Annotated in this window: 12 protein-coding genes; 7 read left to right on the top strand and 5 right to left on the bottom strand. The window is 39.6% G+C overall.

The window, feature by feature from the left end:
- Window positions 1-76: 76 nt before the first annotated feature.
- Entirely contained in the window at window positions 77-1,654 is a 1,578-nt protein-coding gene (locus tag B4N75_RS05815) for an SGNH/GDSL hydrolase family protein (protein WP_296669073.1), read from the top strand.
- Between the two features lie 228 nt (window positions 1,655-1,882).
- Here B4N75_RS05815 and B4N75_RS05810 read toward each other — a convergent pair whose 3' ends face one another.
- A complete protein-coding gene (locus B4N75_RS05810; RefSeq protein WP_296669074.1) occupies window positions 1,883-2,566 on the bottom strand; it encodes a CDP-alcohol phosphatidyltransferase family protein in 684 nt (227 codons plus the stop codon).
- 150 nt (window positions 2,567-2,716) lie between these two features.
- Here B4N75_RS05810 and B4N75_RS05805 point away from each other — a divergent pair, with 150 nt between their 5' ends.
- Both B4N75_RS05805 and B4N75_RS05800 read left to right on the top strand, forming a co-directional pair.
- Window positions 2,717-3,352, top strand: coding sequence for a DedA family protein (locus B4N75_RS05805; RefSeq protein WP_296020906.1), 636 nt, complete (start codon window positions 2,717-2,719; stop codon window positions 3,350-3,352).
- 322 nt (window positions 3,353-3,674) lie between these two features.
- The gene (locus B4N75_RS05800; RefSeq protein WP_296669075.1) at window positions 3,675-4,577 is read left to right on the top strand and encodes a DUF368 domain-containing protein; all 903 of its coding nucleotides are present in this window, start codon (window positions 3,675-3,677) and stop codon (window positions 4,575-4,577) included.
- 87 nt (window positions 4,578-4,664) lie between these two features.
- Here the strand turns inward: B4N75_RS05800 and B4N75_RS05795 are convergent, their stop codons facing one another.
- The 4 genes from B4N75_RS05795 to B4N75_RS05780 are packed head-to-tail and all read right to left on the bottom strand — an operon-like array spanning window position 4,665 to window position 8,130.
- The gene (locus tag B4N75_RS05795; protein WP_296669076.1) at window positions 4,665-5,504 is read right to left on the bottom strand and encodes a glycosyltransferase; all 840 of its coding nucleotides are present in this window, start codon (window positions 5,502-5,504) and stop codon (window positions 4,665-4,667) included.
- Window positions 5,501-6,289: a 1-acyl-sn-glycerol-3-phosphate acyltransferase gene (locus B4N75_RS05790; RefSeq protein ID WP_296706829.1), complete on the bottom strand. Its 789-nt coding sequence runs from the start codon at window positions 6,287-6,289 to the stop codon at window positions 5,501-5,503. The genes B4N75_RS05795 and B4N75_RS05790 overlap by 4 nt, the downstream gene beginning before the upstream one ends.
- Window positions 6,290-6,291: 2 nt before the next feature.
- Window positions 6,292-7,149 carry a lysophospholipid acyltransferase family protein gene (locus B4N75_RS05785; RefSeq protein ID WP_296669078.1) on the bottom strand — a complete coding sequence of 286 codons (858 nt, stop codon included), beginning with the start codon at window positions 7,147-7,149 and terminating at the stop codon, window positions 6,292-6,294.
- A gap of 24 nt (window positions 7,150-7,173) precedes the next feature.
- Window positions 7,174-8,130, bottom strand: coding sequence for a glycosyltransferase family 8 protein (locus B4N75_RS05780; RefSeq protein ID WP_296020938.1), 957 nt, complete (start codon window positions 8,128-8,130; stop codon window positions 7,174-7,176).
- Window positions 8,131-8,349: 219 nt separating this feature from the next.
- Here B4N75_RS05780 and B4N75_RS05775 point away from each other — a divergent pair, with 219 nt between their 5' ends.
- The 4 genes from B4N75_RS05775 (at window position 8,350) to guaA (ending at window position 14,034) form a co-directional block, all read left to right on the top strand.
- Window positions 8,350-9,198, top strand: a complete 849-nt coding sequence (locus B4N75_RS05775; protein WP_296669079.1) for a hypothetical protein — start codon at window positions 8,350-8,352, stop codon at window positions 9,196-9,198.
- Window positions 9,199-9,256: 58 nt separating this feature from the next.
- On the top strand, window positions 9,257-10,705 hold the full coding sequence (gene asnS / locus B4N75_RS05770; RefSeq protein ID WP_296669080.1) for an asparagine--tRNA ligase: 1,449 nt from the start codon (window positions 9,257-9,259) through the stop codon (window positions 10,703-10,705).
- 14 nt (window positions 10,706-10,719) lie between these two features.
- Window positions 10,720-12,006: a YhjD/YihY/BrkB family envelope integrity protein gene (locus tag B4N75_RS05765; RefSeq protein ID WP_296669082.1), complete on the top strand. Its 1,287-nt coding sequence runs from the start codon at window positions 10,720-10,722 to the stop codon at window positions 12,004-12,006.
- Window positions 12,007-12,153: 147 nt separating this feature from the next.
- Complete coding sequence (gene guaA / locus B4N75_RS05760) at window positions 12,154-14,034, top strand: glutamine-hydrolyzing GMP synthase (RefSeq protein WP_296669084.1); 1,881 nt, start codon at window positions 12,154-12,156, stop codon at window positions 14,032-14,034.
- Window positions 14,035-14,375: the final 341 nt, after the last annotated feature.

Below are 14,375 nucleotides of genomic sequence, written 5' to 3'. Positions count from 1 at the left end.
TCGTTTTTTTTCTCAGATAGAAATTCTTCAAAAAAAGATTTAGAATTATAGAAAATTTTATCTTTTGGAGAATAAAATGAAAAAATTACTTGCTGCTTCTCTGGCAATTTTTGCCGGAATGTCTTTAAGCGCGTTTGCTCTCGAAAAAAGCATTGCTGACAACGAGAAAGTTGAAAAAGTTGAAGCAATCACTTCGGTTGCAAGCACAAAAGGCAAAAAAATTTATGTTGTCGGGGATTCGACTTTCAGCGCTTTTTCTGACCCTTACTACTACCCTCGCTACGGAATCGGAACAAAACTTCAGGATTATTTAAATCCAAAAAAAGTTGAAGTTATCAACCTTGCAATGTCAGGCCGCTCTTCAAAAAGTTTCTTGACAGAAGCAAATTACAAAACCCTCGTTAAGAATATAAAAAAAGGCGACTATCTTATTATCGGTTTTGGTCATAACGACGAAAAAACAGAAGAAGCGCGCTATACAAATCCAAATGGCTCAAAAGAAGAAAAAGGCTCTTTTAAAAACAGCCTTTACGAAAATTACATAAAAGTTGCACTGGACAAAAAAGCAACTCCAATTTTGTGCACGCCAATCGTCCGCCGCGCTCCGGGCAAAGCATACGAAGGTTCTTATGTTCATATTACAAAGGACACTCCAGAGTTTAAGGGCGGAGATTATCCAAAGGCAATCCGCGAACTCGGAAAAGAAACTGGCGTTTTAGTTGTTGACAACACAGCCTACACAAAGGAGCTATACGAAAAACTCGGCGACGACGGCACTGTAAAATTCCATGCCTGGCTCGGACACAAGCCTGGTTCTGTAGACAACACTCACCTTAACACTTACGGAGCTTCGGTTCTGGCTTACCACGTTATAGAGCAGATTGCCGCGGCAGACAAAAAGTTTGCAAAGCTTCTCAATAAAGAAAACAAGGAGCCGACAGAAGAGCTTTTAGTTCCAAATCCACAGTATGTAATTCCTGTTTATTCTGAATTTGCTCCGTCTGACAAATCTACAGTCTTTGAAACAACAGCTCCATGGTATGGAACAGTTTTTGGCGACATGGGCGGCATTGAAAAGATTGCAAATCCAGAAATTTACGAAATCACAGAAGAAAACGGAAAAGTTGTAATGCATTCTGGAACAAAAGACGGAAAAACCGCCGCTGGAAAAATCGCTTCAGGTTCTGACGGCCTGGCTTTTTACTTTCAGCAGATTCCTGCAAATAAAGACTTTACAATCTCTGCAACTGCAGCAGTTTTGAACGCGACAAAGAACAATCAGGTTTCTTTCGGACTTATGGTTCGCGATGATGTCCATATCGACAAGTACGACAACCAGGTAAAAAGCGATTACGTTGCCGCAGGCTGTTTAAAGCTTGCAAAAGGCGAAGGCGCCTGGAGCTCAACATTTGCACGCCTTGACGGAACTTTGAACGAAAACACAGTGCAGAAACAGGAATTCCCAGCCGCAGGAACAAAAATAGACCTTTCAATAACAAAGTCTGGCGACACTTATACCGTAAAATTCGGAAAAGACACTGCAACATTCAATGCCAAGCTCACAGAAGTTGATTCAAAATGGGTTTACGCAGGATTGTACACAGTCCGCTCTGCTTACATTGAATATTCAAACATAAAATTGGAAGTAAAATAACTAAACCGCAAATACTGAAAGCAAATTCAGTAAAATAAACTTCCAGACAAAAAAAAGAAGCTGCCCTTAAAAGACTATTCAGCAAAGGACAGCCTCTTTTTTATATTAGCCAAAACTTCGAGTTTTGCAGCACGCGGCACAGGAATGGCACATAAATGTCTGTCTTTTCAAAAATCGACATTCAGACTATTTAAAATAATTTTTGCTGATTTTATTCTTTTGATTTTTTTATTTTAAGAAAATCTTGCACAAAACCATCAAAACAGCTTCGACAAGACCGAGTATAATAAAAATCATAAGGTGCTTAAATCCAGGCTTGCGAATTTTCTTCTCAGAAATAAAAAGAAAACCTACAAGCGCCATAAAGAACATAAAGACAAATGTCAAGTCAAGTTTATTTGCAAGCTGCAAAAGATAGATTAACGGGAAAATAATCGCCGCAGTCGTAACAGGAACTCCTGTAAAATATTCACGGTTTCCGTCCTCTTCTTTCTGACGGGCTTCTTCCTGAACATTGTAATAAGCAAGGCGAATCACAGCGGCAAGAGCATAAAGAATGCAGATTATTATGAGCACGTCCTTTAAAAAACCATAATAATGAGTCCGGCTCGTCAATCTTGCGATAAAACGAGAATTGTTTACAAGGTTGATTCCAATACAGGCTGGCAAAACGCCAAAAGCGACCATATCAGAGAGTGAATCTATTTGAATTCCAAATTTTTTTTCAAAATCCGTGCGGTTCGGCTTAGAGCGTGCAACTTTTCCATCAAAAGCATCGAGACAGCCGCAGAGCATAAGGCAGATTATAGCCGCCAAAACAAGCTGAGCATTAAAAGAGCAGCAGATTCCAATGACTGCCGAAATAATTGAAAGGTAAGTCAAAATAACCGTGTAATCGTAAACACCTAACATAAATCTTCCTGTTTTTCAGAAAAAGCGTTGAATTTTGTCGTAAGCGACAAAAAAAATCATCCGTTGTCTGATTTTTTTTATATGTTTTTAATTCTATCATCTGAATAAATCCCTTGCAACTGACAGAAATTTAAAGCACAATGAATAATCATGCTGAATTCTTTGGTGAACTTTTTTACAGCACACATTCCTTACTGGCCATTAGTATGTTTTTCTCTTCTTATCCTTGCCGGATTCAATCTTCCGGTTTCAGAAGACGCAGTAATCGTTTTGTCTGCTGGAGTTACCTTTTCTGACAGTTCACTTGTAATTCCAACCTGGATCGCGCTTTATCTTGGAATTTTTATAAGCGATGTGATGGTTTACTGGTGGGGATATTTTCTTTCAAAAGGAATGTTTCAATTCAAAAAAATCCGAAAAAAGCTGACAAAAGACAAAATTCGGCTTGTTGCAAAAACTTTAGATGACTATGGATTCAGAACTTTTATCGTCTGCCGTTTTATTCCTTTCGGAGTCAGAAACACGCTGTGGATGAGTTCGGGATTTGTCGGTCTTCCGTTCAAAAAATTCCTTTTATACGATTCAATTGCCGCGCTCGTAAGCTGTTCAACTCTTTATAATCTAGTTCGTTTTATAGGCGAAGGCGCGTCTGTTGTTTATAAAATCATTGGAATCGCGCTCTTTATCGCTTTAATCGTGTTTTTTGTTTTTATGATAAGACATGTTATAAAAAAAGAAACAAAGTTTTTTGAAGACGAAGCCGGACAAGAATCAAATTTCCAATAAAACCACGAGGAGAAAAAACATAGGCTATGTGGCGGCACCTATCAATACTGACAGGAGATAAAACATAGGCTATGCGGCGGCACCTATCAATACTGATAGGAGATAAAACGTAGGCTATGCGGCGGCTATCAATGCTATAGATGTAAGATACATTGGCAATTGTCAGGATTGGAAACTTCTTTTAAAGTATATTAAACTTATCTTTAAAGGTTTGCGTTGCAAACTTTCTTATCATCGGCTGTTTCTCACTTCGTTGCGGAACAACTTAAAAACCAATCCTAAAACTAAAGTTTTAATCTTGGCTTTTTATGGGAGATTTTTTATGAATATGATACAACTTTTATTTATAGGGATTACAATCGGAATGGCAAACGTAATTCCTGGAGTTTCTGGCAGCACAATGGCAGTTGTCTTTAACATTTACGACCGTTTTGTAAACGCAATCACACTAAACATAAAAAAGCTTATCGAAAACAGGCGCTTTGTAATTCCTGTCGTCGGAGGAATGGCTCTCGGAGTTCTTCTTTTCAGCAAGCTGATTACGGTTTTATACGAAAATTTTCCAGTCCAGACAGACTATTTTTTTACTGGACTGATAATCGGAAGCATTCCAATGCTTTTTTCTTTTATGACAAAAAAACAGGATGGTCAAAAATTTACTGCAAAAAAAACAATTTCTATCGTAATCTGCGCGCTTGCAGGTTTTGCAGTTTTGATTGGATTCGGGCTTTTGGGAAGCGATATTGATACCGCAAAAGAAATGTCAAAATCTCTTCCGCAGTGGACTTTTCCGCTTGCGCTGCATATTTTTGCGGCAGGTTTTGTCGGAGCAATTGCCATGATAATTCCTGGAATTTCCGGATCGCTTTTAATGCTGATTATGGGAGTTTATCCGATTGTAATGAAAAGCATTCCCGCGCTTTTTGTTCCGGCACAAACATTGCAGGCTTTTTTTCTCTTGCTTCCAAATGGAATCGGAGTTTTGGCAGGACTTTTGTGCGGAGCCTGGATTGTAAAAACTTTTCTTAGAATTGCTCCAAACCAGACCTATGCCGTAATTTTTGGACTTATTGCAGGCTCGGCAATCCAGCTTTTTCCTGGAATAAAAGGAATTTCCGGCGTTCTTCCAGGAATTGCCTGTTTACTCTGCGCATTGGCAGGAATTTTCCTGGCATATTTCAGTTCAAAAGTTACAGCAAAAGAAGAAACAGAAAAATCCTTTTAAGGCAACGGCAATTTAGCGTGCAAAACTTTTACTGTGCGCTAAATCGCAAAAAAATCAGCATGCAAAAATAAGCCTCACCTTCAAAATCTAAATTTTGCTGAATTCCTTCTCAAATTTGTTTTTCTGATAAATATATTCATAAAGAATATCATCAAAATTCTCATAGCCAAAAATTTTATGGACTTTAGTAACGCTCCACTGCTTTATATTTGCAGTATGAGGATAAGGAGTCCAAAAAAGCCGTTTAGAAAAATGGCGGATTACAGTATTTTTATACAAAAATTTCTGGTCATTAAAACGCTGGCTGAGCATTTTCTTTTTTGTAGTGCAGCGGATTATCGCGCTTTCGTCCGCAAAAACAAGTTTTTTTGTCTTTATCAGCTCGCGGCATTTCTCAAAAAGTTTTGTTTCGCGGCATTTTTTCAAGTTGAATAAAATTACGCCGGCATTGATAAAATTCGGATTTATTAAAAATTTTCCGTAATGGTCGCGGGCCGCGGCATATTCAAAACCTTCAATATCCGTGTTCCACAAAAGGTCAATGTCGCGGTTAAAAAGAATATCAACATCAAGATAAAGAATTTTTTCCGGAAGCTCTTCATAAAGGTCGGCAAAAAGCCTGATCAAAGTGTAAGGCGAACAATAACACTGCTCGTTCGGACAGCTGTCAAATTCTTTCTTGTAAATATCCGTAACATCAACTTTCTTAACGCAGTTTTCCGGATTATAAGTTTTTGCAAGGCCGTCCAAAAACAAAGCCTGGGAATCTACAAGCGGAGTATAATCAGCCTTTAGATAAGAAACGTCCATTGTAAAAATAAAAAAAGTAAACGGCTCTTTTGATTCGGTTCTCTTAAAAATAGAAAGCATTGCAGAAAGCATTCCGTCAAAAACTTTATAGTTTCCGCAAAAAAGAATGTTTTTCATTGTTCAGAGTTCTCCAGTTTTTCATATTTTATCAATTCAACTTCGTTAAGCTTGCTTCGTTCGCACATTGCTTCAAAAACCTGATTTCTAAGCGACCTGCGTTTTTCTTTAGCACTTAAACTTTCATCAGTAAAAAACGGACCGTCAACATAGGTCACCATTCTTGGATTTTTTGAAAAACGCCGCTTTTTATAAACATTGGTAAAGCAAAAAACCGGCGTACTGTATTCAACAGGATATTTAAATGAACTGTCCAAAAAAGGGCGGATTTTCGTATAAAACGGCCAGATATGAGCTTCTGGATAAATCATTATTGCACGCTTTTTAGAAACATGAAATTTAATCGTTTCCATAAAATTCCGGCCGGCCCTCAAATTGTCGGGCAAAGGAAGGGCCCCGACATAAGGCAAAAATCTTCCCAAAACAGGAATCGAAACATTGTTCGGGTGAACAATAACCATCGCATCCTTTGGCCAGCAGACAAAGGTCGGAACAAGGGGATCTGCAAAGACGTTTGTGTGGTTTGCGTAAATAAAAAAAGACTGCCCTTTATAAGGCTTTAAAACCTTTCTGTTTACAATTTTGTGGGAAAATTTCAGCTTCAGGTAAGACCATGCGACAGGAACAGCAATAATCCTGTAAATAAAAAAGTGGGCAAGGTTCCAGCAAAAACCGCGGCCGCCGTAATTCCATGTCTCATCGATTTTTCTAGGAACGATAACGGCAGTAGAAAACTCGTCGTTTAATTCATCTTTGTAATAAATTATTTTCCGCCTGTATGCCATAACTATTTTTCTTCTTCAGAATAAACGAGAGGAATACCATAAAATTCCTCGTAAACTTTTTTCCAGACAGAATAATTTTCGTTTTTCATAAATTCGGCATTTTGGCGCACAGAAAGCTCTTTTTTGGGAAAAATCGGCTTTAAAATATTCACTGTATATTCCTGAACAAAAAAACCGTCCGAATCAACAATGTCAGAATCCCGCATCGTAATAAAAAACGGAATGACAGGAACATTATTTTCGGCAGCCATTTTAAACGCTCCAGAAACAAGAGGACGCGGCTTTCTGTAATTCCACCACATAGCCTGCTCTGGATAAATCAAAATCTGCCTGCCCTGCGCAAGGTAAGTCTTTACAGCATGCATAAAATTTTTCATTGTGGAAGCAACGCTGCTCAAAGGCAAAGTGTTGCAATGCTTAAAAAGAAAACCGTAAAATCCCGGAAAATTCGTATAATTTCCTTCGCGGCATACTTTTACAAGCTCCCGATGATAGACATGCTTTTCGATTGCTTTGTAAACGGCAAAATTATCCATTGCATTAAAATGATTGCAGGTAATAACCGCGCCTTTTCTCTTCATTTCAATGTAATTTTCAAGGCCTTTCACTTCCTTCAAAATCATGATTTTTTTGCGCAAAAGTGAATTTATATAGTTTCGTGCAAGGATATTTGCAAATTTCATCCAAAAACGGCTCGAAATCTTTTCGTTCAGATAATCAACCATTTCCGGCTTAAGAGGAATAGTCGGCGGATCGTCTTCAACGTCCTGAGACCAGCGTCCTTCCCGCTCAAACTGCTTTATTTTTTCGATAACCGCAAGTCTGCCTGGATCTTTTTGAATTTCCGCTTGATTTTCCATACAAAAACTCCGTTTCCGGTTATTTTAAGCCTTTCTTTTTTGGGAATTGCAATAATTGTTCGGATCGTTTGAATCTTCAATAGCCATTTTTACAAGATTTTCAAAAGCAAGCCTGTCGCGCTCGTGCAAATCTTCCGTATAGCCAGCTTTGATTTTTAAAATTGCATCGTACAAAAAAGTCTTCTGCGCATAATTCCAAAAATGCTCTTCATAGTAAATGTTGTCATAATGCCAAGGCTTCCAGTTGATTTTATAGTGAATAAGCTTGAGATTTCTGTCGTCGAATTTGTCCGACTTAAACGAAGATTTATTCCATCCCAAATCAACCATCTTTACTTTTCCATAGCACAAAACATTAAGATAATCTTCGTCCTGAGTAACACGGAATGTATAAGTATTCATCAAGTCAATAAATTTTGTTTCAATGTTATCTTCGCGGTATTTTTTTGCATTGATTAAAAGAACTCCGGCGCTAAAATATTTTTCACGCGGAATGCCAAGCGCTTTTTCAACATAATTGCCAAAAACGTCATATTCCATCATAACTTCTTCGCTGGCAGCACCGAGAATATTGCCGCCAATGTCGATATTGTAAAATTCAGAAATATCGCCCTTTACAACAATGTCGCAGTCCAGATAAATAACCTTGTCGTACTGAGGAAAAACCCTCGGAATAAAAACACGGCAGTAAGTTTCTTTCGAATAATAATCGCGCAAATGAAAATTTCCAGAAGACTTATCCATTTCCTCGGTTAAAGAAACAAAATCAATCGAAACGCCGTCAGGACGGGCATCGCGGCAAATCAACTTTAACTGTTCAATATATTCCTGTTTAAGACTTGTAGTCAAAATATAAATTTTGTAAAAATATTCATTTGAAGCATTGTCCAAAAGCGAAGTCAGCGCAACTGCCAAAAAAGGAACATAATTGTTATCAGTCGCAAAAAAAATTGGAATTACTTTTTTAGTATTGTTCTCCATAATAGAGAAAACTATAACATTTTTTATATGCTGTATTCAAGTAAAAAATTTGGAGCAAATTCAACTTTCAAACCGGCTTTCCGCAGTTCCGCTTTCGCTCCATCCGCCAAAAAGGCGGACACTGCGTGCCGCTGCAATCCGGGCTAAAAACAGCGGACAGAGCGGCATTTTTGCCCATATCTTTAAAAATTTCTGTTAATTTTATATTCTAAAGCCACAATGAAAAACCTAAAAAAAACAATTTTCGCTATTAGCGCAATACTCACATTCAGCTTTGCACAAAAAACTTTTGCGGCCGAATTTTCAGAATCAGAAAACACACTTATTTCTGAAATTTTTGATTTTCGCCTTACGTTGCGCTCATACGCAACAGCCGACGAATGCATAGAAAAGATTATTTCTTACCGAGAATCTATCAACGAAAAGCTCAGCTCATTCAGCGAGGAAGCGCAGATTGTCTGCACAAATATGCTCGCGACTGCGCAGTACAACTGCGAATACGAAAAAGACATGCATTCTCCAAAAATGGAATCAATTTTAAGACCGCAGTACGAACGTCTTACAAAATATTCCGAAGGAAAAACCGCCGAAACGCTCAATCCGTGGTTTGTCCTTACTTCCGCCGATATTACAAATTCAATGATGCAGTTTTTGCCACGTTCCGCTTCAATAACAGCTGGGCTTCAGGAAAAAAAAGATTATGCGCTTGTCGTAAAAAACAATCCGCAAATGCCGTTTGCCCTCACCCTAAGCGGATGGTGGTATTACTACGCTCCAGCAGTCGGCGGAGGAAGCAATTCAAAAGCCGGAGAATTTTTCAAAAGCGCGCAAAAATATGCAGTTTCCAGCTACGACAAATATTATTGCAACATAAACCTTGCGCAGTTTTATTTTGAACAGAAAGACACTCAAAAATGCAGTCTTTATATGGAAGAAGCAGAAAAAATTCTTCCAGGAACACGTTACGTAGAACTCTTAAAAAAGATGAACAAAATCGGCTATTCGCTTTTTGACTACAATATGAACAGCCGCCGCGAAAAAATAGACAAAAAACTTTTAAAGCAGTAAAAAGCACGCAAAAAATGCTCGTTGAAACACCAGTTAAAATTCGATATACTAATGGATTATGAAAACAGAACTTATTAAGGATATTTTAACATCCGCACCAGACGGCCGCCCGGTTACAGTTTGCGGCTGGGCACGTACAGTCCGCGATTCAAAGAATCTTGTTTTTATTCAGGTAAATGACGGTTCTTGCTTCGCTTCTATTCAGCTTACTTTCGACCGCACAAATCCGGCAAATCCACAGAATTCTGAAAATATCGAAAAAGCATTAAAAGACCTTTCGACAGGCGCCTCGCTCAAGGCTACAGGAAAACTTATAAAATCTCCTGCTTCAGGCCAGTCTGTCGAAGTAAATCTCGAAACACTCATTGTCTTGGGAAAATGCCCTTCAGATTATCCGATTCAGAAAAAAGCCGCTTCAATGGAATTTTTGCGTGACAATGCGCACTTGCGCGCCCGCACAAATACTTTCGGCGCAGTTTTTAGAATGAGAAGCCAGATGGCATTTGCCCTGCACACATTCTTTCAGGAACGCGGCTTTTACTACATCAATACTCCAGAAATCACCTGCTCTGACTGCGAAGGCGCTGGCGAAATGTTCCAGATTACAACACTTTCAATGGAAAAACTTGCGGAAATCGCAGTTGAAAAAGGCGCTTCTGGAATGAAAAAAGACGACGCCTCAAAGCTTGTAAACTACAGCAAGGACTTTTTCGGCAAAAAAGCAAGCCTTACGGTTTCCGGGCAGCTCGAGGCAGAAACTTTGGCAACTGCCCTCGGACGTGTTTACACTTTTGGCCCTACTTTCCGCGCGGAAAATTCAAATACAACCCGCCACCTGGCAGAATTCTGGATGTGCGAGCCAGAAATGGCATTCTTCGACCTCGAAGATGACATGGACATTCAGGAAGATTTTATCAAATACCTTTTGAACTGGGCTTTGACAAAATGTTCGGCAGATATGGAATTCTTCAACAAGAGAATTCAGCCAGGCGTAATCGACACCTTGCGCCACGTTGTAGAAACTCCTTTCAAGCGTGTTTCTTACACAGAGGCAATCGCAGAGCTCGAAAAGCATGCAGAAGATTTTGAATACAAGCCATATTGGGGCTGCGATCTGGCAACTGAGCACGAACGCTATTTGACAGAAAAAATCTACAAATGCCCGGTAATGGTTTACAACTATCCAAAAGAAATCAAGGCTTTCTATATGAAGGCGAATGACGACGGAAAAACAGTAAAAGCTGTCGATGTTCTTGTGCCTGGACTTGGCGAAATTATCGGCGGTTCAGAACGCGAAGAAGACTACGACAAGCTTTTAAACAGAATCAAAGAACTCGGTTTAAGACCGGAAGATTACAGCTGGTATCTGGATTTGCGCAAATTCGGCACAGTTCCTCATTCAGGATTCGGACTTGGATTTGAGCGTCTTTTGCTCTACGTTACAGGAATGCAGAATATCCGCGACGTTATTCCGTTCCCGCGCGCTCCAAAACTCGCAGATTTCTAATTTTGTAGTCTCTGATGAAAAAACGGGCAGTCACCATTGTAACTTTTGCACAGAGCGTTTTTCTCAACCTAAAGTTGTTCTTTCAAAACGGTCTGCTAAGCTATTCAAGCGCCTGCTCGTTTGACCTTATTTTTTCTGTTGTTCCGGTGCTTTTAATGGCAATTCTGATTGCAGTGCGCTTTTTGCATGCTTCTCCAGAACTGTTTGCATCTATCTACAGCGCTATTCCAGAACTTCAAAAATATTTTGATCCGCGGAGCGTAATTTCCGCCTTTCAAACGCCAAAAAGATTCAGCACTTTGGAATTTCTTCTTTTATTTTTTATTGTATGGATGGCGCGAAGGCTCTTTGCTTCGGTTTTTGCCGCCATGAGAAATATTTTCCACGACCAGCAGCAACGGCGCGCGCTTTTTAACCAAATTTTAGCATTTGTCTTTGAATTTATTTTCGTTTCAATAATCGTAAGCTTTTTATTCGCCTATATGTCGATAAAAACGATTCTAAAGCTTCCATTTTTCCAGCGTTTTCCACAATTAGATTTTATTTACGACAGCATTTTAAACGGAAAATTTCTTTCATCGCTTTTTAACCTTTTTATTCTTATCGTCGTCGTTCTAATGTACAAAATCGGCTCAGGCACAAAACCTAAATTCCGGCTCTGTCTTTTGTCCGGCTTTGTCTGCACAGTCAGCTTCTGGATTTTTAGAACGATTTTGCATTCATTCATCAACATAAGCCGCTATAACATGATTTACGGCGTGCTCGGAAACGTAATTATCTTGCTATTGGACATCTTTTTTTTCTTCGTTTTTTTTATGTTTTTTGCCCAGTACATTTTTGTCTGCCAGTTTTTTGATGAACTTTTGCTTGGAGAACTTTATCTTCTTCCCAAAAAAGAAGGCTCGAATTTTTCAGAAAAATTAAAGCGCGCACTTTTTATACGTCCCGATTTTCTCCTTGCAAACCAGCTTGCGCTCACCTACCTTGCGCCAGGCGAAAAACTCTACAAAGAAGGCGACCAGAATACTTTTGCCTACTATATTCTAAAAGGCTGCGTAAAACTTGACAGAAACGAATACGAAGACACTTTGTTTTATTACCGCGGTGATTTTTTTGGCGAATTAAACTGCATTCTCGTAAAGCCACGGAGCTCAACAGCAACAGCAGTAACCGACACAGCACTAGTAAAAATCCGCGGTAAAAATTTCAGGTTCCTCGTAAAATCAAACCAGCAGGTTACCCAAAAAGTTTTAAAAGAACTGAGCGAATATTTGACAAAACTAAAAAAGCACAGCCTTTAGTTTTTGAGCGCTAGATTTTTTTACAGAAACAACATTCCTTTCAAAACCCGTTTATTATTTATTCAAAATAATTTATAATCGGAAGCAAATTATTCTTGTTTGTATCCACAAGTTTGCGTTGCAAACTTTATTATTATGGAGAAATAAATGTCACGTTCTAAAATCGTTGTCCTGGATTTCGGCTCACAATATGCGCATCTTATCGCAAAACGTTTTCGCGCAATGGGATATTATTCAGAAATTGCGCTGCCAAGCGCAGAGCTTTCCGTTTTTGAAAATGCAAAAGGAATCATTCTAAGCGGCGGACCGTCTTCCGTTTATGAAGAAAACGTTCCTGACTTCAATAAAGAAATTCTAACCCTTGACTTGCCAATTCTTGGATTATGCTACGGCCATCAGCTTATGGCGCAGTCATACAACGGCAAAGTCGGCAAAGCGCACACTGGAGAATTTGGGCATGCGACTTTAATTCAAACCCAGGAAGGAAAAAAATCACCGCTTTTAAAAGGCATATCTTCAGAGACTCAGGTTTGGATGAGCCATCAGGACGAAGTTTTAGAGCCAGGAGAAGGCTTTGAGGTCATAGGCTCAACAAAGGACTGCAAATTTGCAGCCCTTCAAAACCTTGCAAAAAAAAGATTTTCGCTCCAGTGCCATTGCGAAGTAAAAGACACTCCAGAAGGCAACAAAATCTTTAAGAATTTCGCAGATTTCTGCGGAATGGAAATAAACTGGGACGAAGACACAGTTCTTTCGCACATTACAGAAACAATAAAAAAAGATGCCGGAACAAAGAACGTTCTTCTCTTTTTGAGCGGCGGCGTTGACTCGACAGTCGCATTTGCGCTTTTAAACAAAGCTCTCGGACAGGACAGAGTTTTGGGACTTCATATCGACAACGGCTTCATGCGCAAAAACGAATCAAAAAATGTCGAAAAGGCATATCACGGCCACGGATTCAAAAATTTTGTAGTAAAAGACGCTTCCGAAAGTTTTTTGAACGCAATCAAAGGCCTTACCGACCCTCAGAAAAAGAGAATGGCAGTCGGCGAGAATTTTATAACTGTGCGCGACGCTTTCGTAAAAGAACAGAATCTTGACGAAGACAAATGGATGCTTGCGCAAGGCACTCTTTATCCGGATATAATCGAATCGGGCGGAACAAAAAACAGCAAGACAATAAAAACACATCACAACCGCGTAGAAGGAATCCAGAAACTTATTGAACAGGGCATGATTATCGAGCCCCTTAAAGATCTGTACAAAGACGAAGTCCGCTCAATCGGAAAAAAACTCGGACTTGCAGACGAGCTCGTAATGCGCCATCCGTTTCCAGGCCCAGGCCTTTCAATCAATGTGCTCTGCTCTGACGGCACATTTACAGACAGCGACAAAGAAGAGCTTGCAAAAGCTCAAAAAGAGCTCGACAGCGTGGTAATCGACCAGTTTTGTCCAAACTGCGCCTCAGAATTAAAGCGCTCAGTTCTGCCAGTGCGTTCAGTCGGAGTGCAGGGAGATTTCAGGACATACCGTTTTCCAGCCTGCCTCGCTTTTAAAAACGAAGGCAGCGGATTTTATCATATTCCAAAAAAACGCGAAAAAGTCGAAAGCTGCTCTTCAAGAATTACAAACAGCTCGCAATTCTTGAACCGCACAATTCTAAAGCTCTACCAGAATCCTCAATTAAAAGACGAAGACTTGAAAATTCAGGAAGGCTACTGTACAAAAGAACGGCTCGACCAGCTGCGCGAAGTTGACAACATCGTTTTAACACAATTGCACAAAAACGGCCTTTACAGTTCAATTTTCCAGCATCTTACAATCGATTTGCCTTATGCCTCGTCAAAAGAAAAAGCAAGCTTTGTGTTGCGCCCAGTCTGCTCGGAAGACGTTATGACCGCCCGCTTTGCATGGCTTCCAATGGACGTATTAAAAGAAATTATCCGTCAGATTGCGGCCCTTCCGTTTGTAGACGCATTGTATTTCGATGCAACAAACAAGCCGCCGGCAACATTCGGCTGGGAATAACAAAAAAACAAAACGACGGAAGAAAATTCCGCTGTTTTTTGGACGGCATCAGCTTCCCGCGACCGGCCATTCCAGCTTCGCTAACCGCTCATTGCCGGCATTAGCCGGCAACTAAAGGCTTCCATGTCCGGCGTAAAACATCCTAAAAAACTGCATAGACTTTCCGCGCGCTCCGCAGTTTGTTTTACAAAAAATTCAGAATAAAACAATCAGCCTTTCATGAGTTTATTTACTTCAGAAAGTTTCAGCCCTGTACACTCTGCAACAACATCTTCAGGAATATTTTTAGAAAGCATTTTTCTAGCAGTCTCAAGAGTTTTTTCCTCAACTTCTTCTTTGGC

This window comes from Treponema sp. UBA7570, from assembly GCA_002477955.1.
GTDB lineage: Bacteria > Spirochaetota > Spirochaetia > Treponematales > Treponemataceae > Treponema_D.
Note: the sequence above shows the minus strand (reverse complement) of the source record. Positions and strands in the feature narration are given on the sequence as shown.

Bases quoted from the DNA above. Each gene is read 5' to 3' on its own strand.
- B4N75_RS05815 (WP_296669073.1), top strand. From the start codon at position 77: ATGAAAAAATTACTTGCTGCTTCTCTGGCAATTTTTGCCGGAATGTCT.
- B4N75_RS05810 (WP_296669074.1), bottom strand. From the start codon at position 2,566: ATGTTAGGTGTTTACGATTACACGGTTATTTTGACTTACCTTTCAATT.
- B4N75_RS05805 (WP_296020906.1), top strand. From the start codon at position 2,717: ATGCTGAATTCTTTGGTGAACTTTTTTACAGCACACATTCCTTACTGG.
- B4N75_RS05800 (WP_296669075.1), top strand. From the start codon at position 3,675: ATGAATATGATACAACTTTTATTTATAGGGATTACAATCGGAATGGCA.
- B4N75_RS05795 (WP_296669076.1), bottom strand. From the start codon at position 5,504: ATGAAAAACATTCTTTTTTGCGGAAACTATAAAGTTTTTGACGGAATG.
- B4N75_RS05790 (WP_296706829.1), bottom strand. From the start codon at position 6,289: ATGGCATACAGGCGGAAAATAATTTATTACAAAGATGAATTAAACGAC.
- B4N75_RS05785 (WP_296669078.1), bottom strand. From the start codon at position 7,149: ATGGAAAATCAAGCGGAAATTCAAAAAGATCCAGGCAGACTTGCGGTT.
- B4N75_RS05780 (WP_296020938.1), bottom strand. From the start codon at position 8,130: ATGGAGAACAATACTAAAAAAGTAATTCCAATTTTTTTTGCGACTGAT.
- B4N75_RS05775 (WP_296669079.1), top strand. From the start codon at position 8,350: ATGAAAAACCTAAAAAAAACAATTTTCGCTATTAGCGCAATACTCACA.
- asnS (WP_296669080.1), top strand. From the start codon at position 9,257: ATGAAAACAGAACTTATTAAGGATATTTTAACATCCGCACCAGACGGC.
- B4N75_RS05765 (WP_296669082.1), top strand. From the start codon at position 10,720: ATGAAAAAACGGGCAGTCACCATTGTAACTTTTGCACAGAGCGTTTTT.
- guaA (WP_296669084.1), top strand. From the start codon at position 12,154: ATGTCACGTTCTAAAATCGTTGTCCTGGATTTCGGCTCACAATATGCG.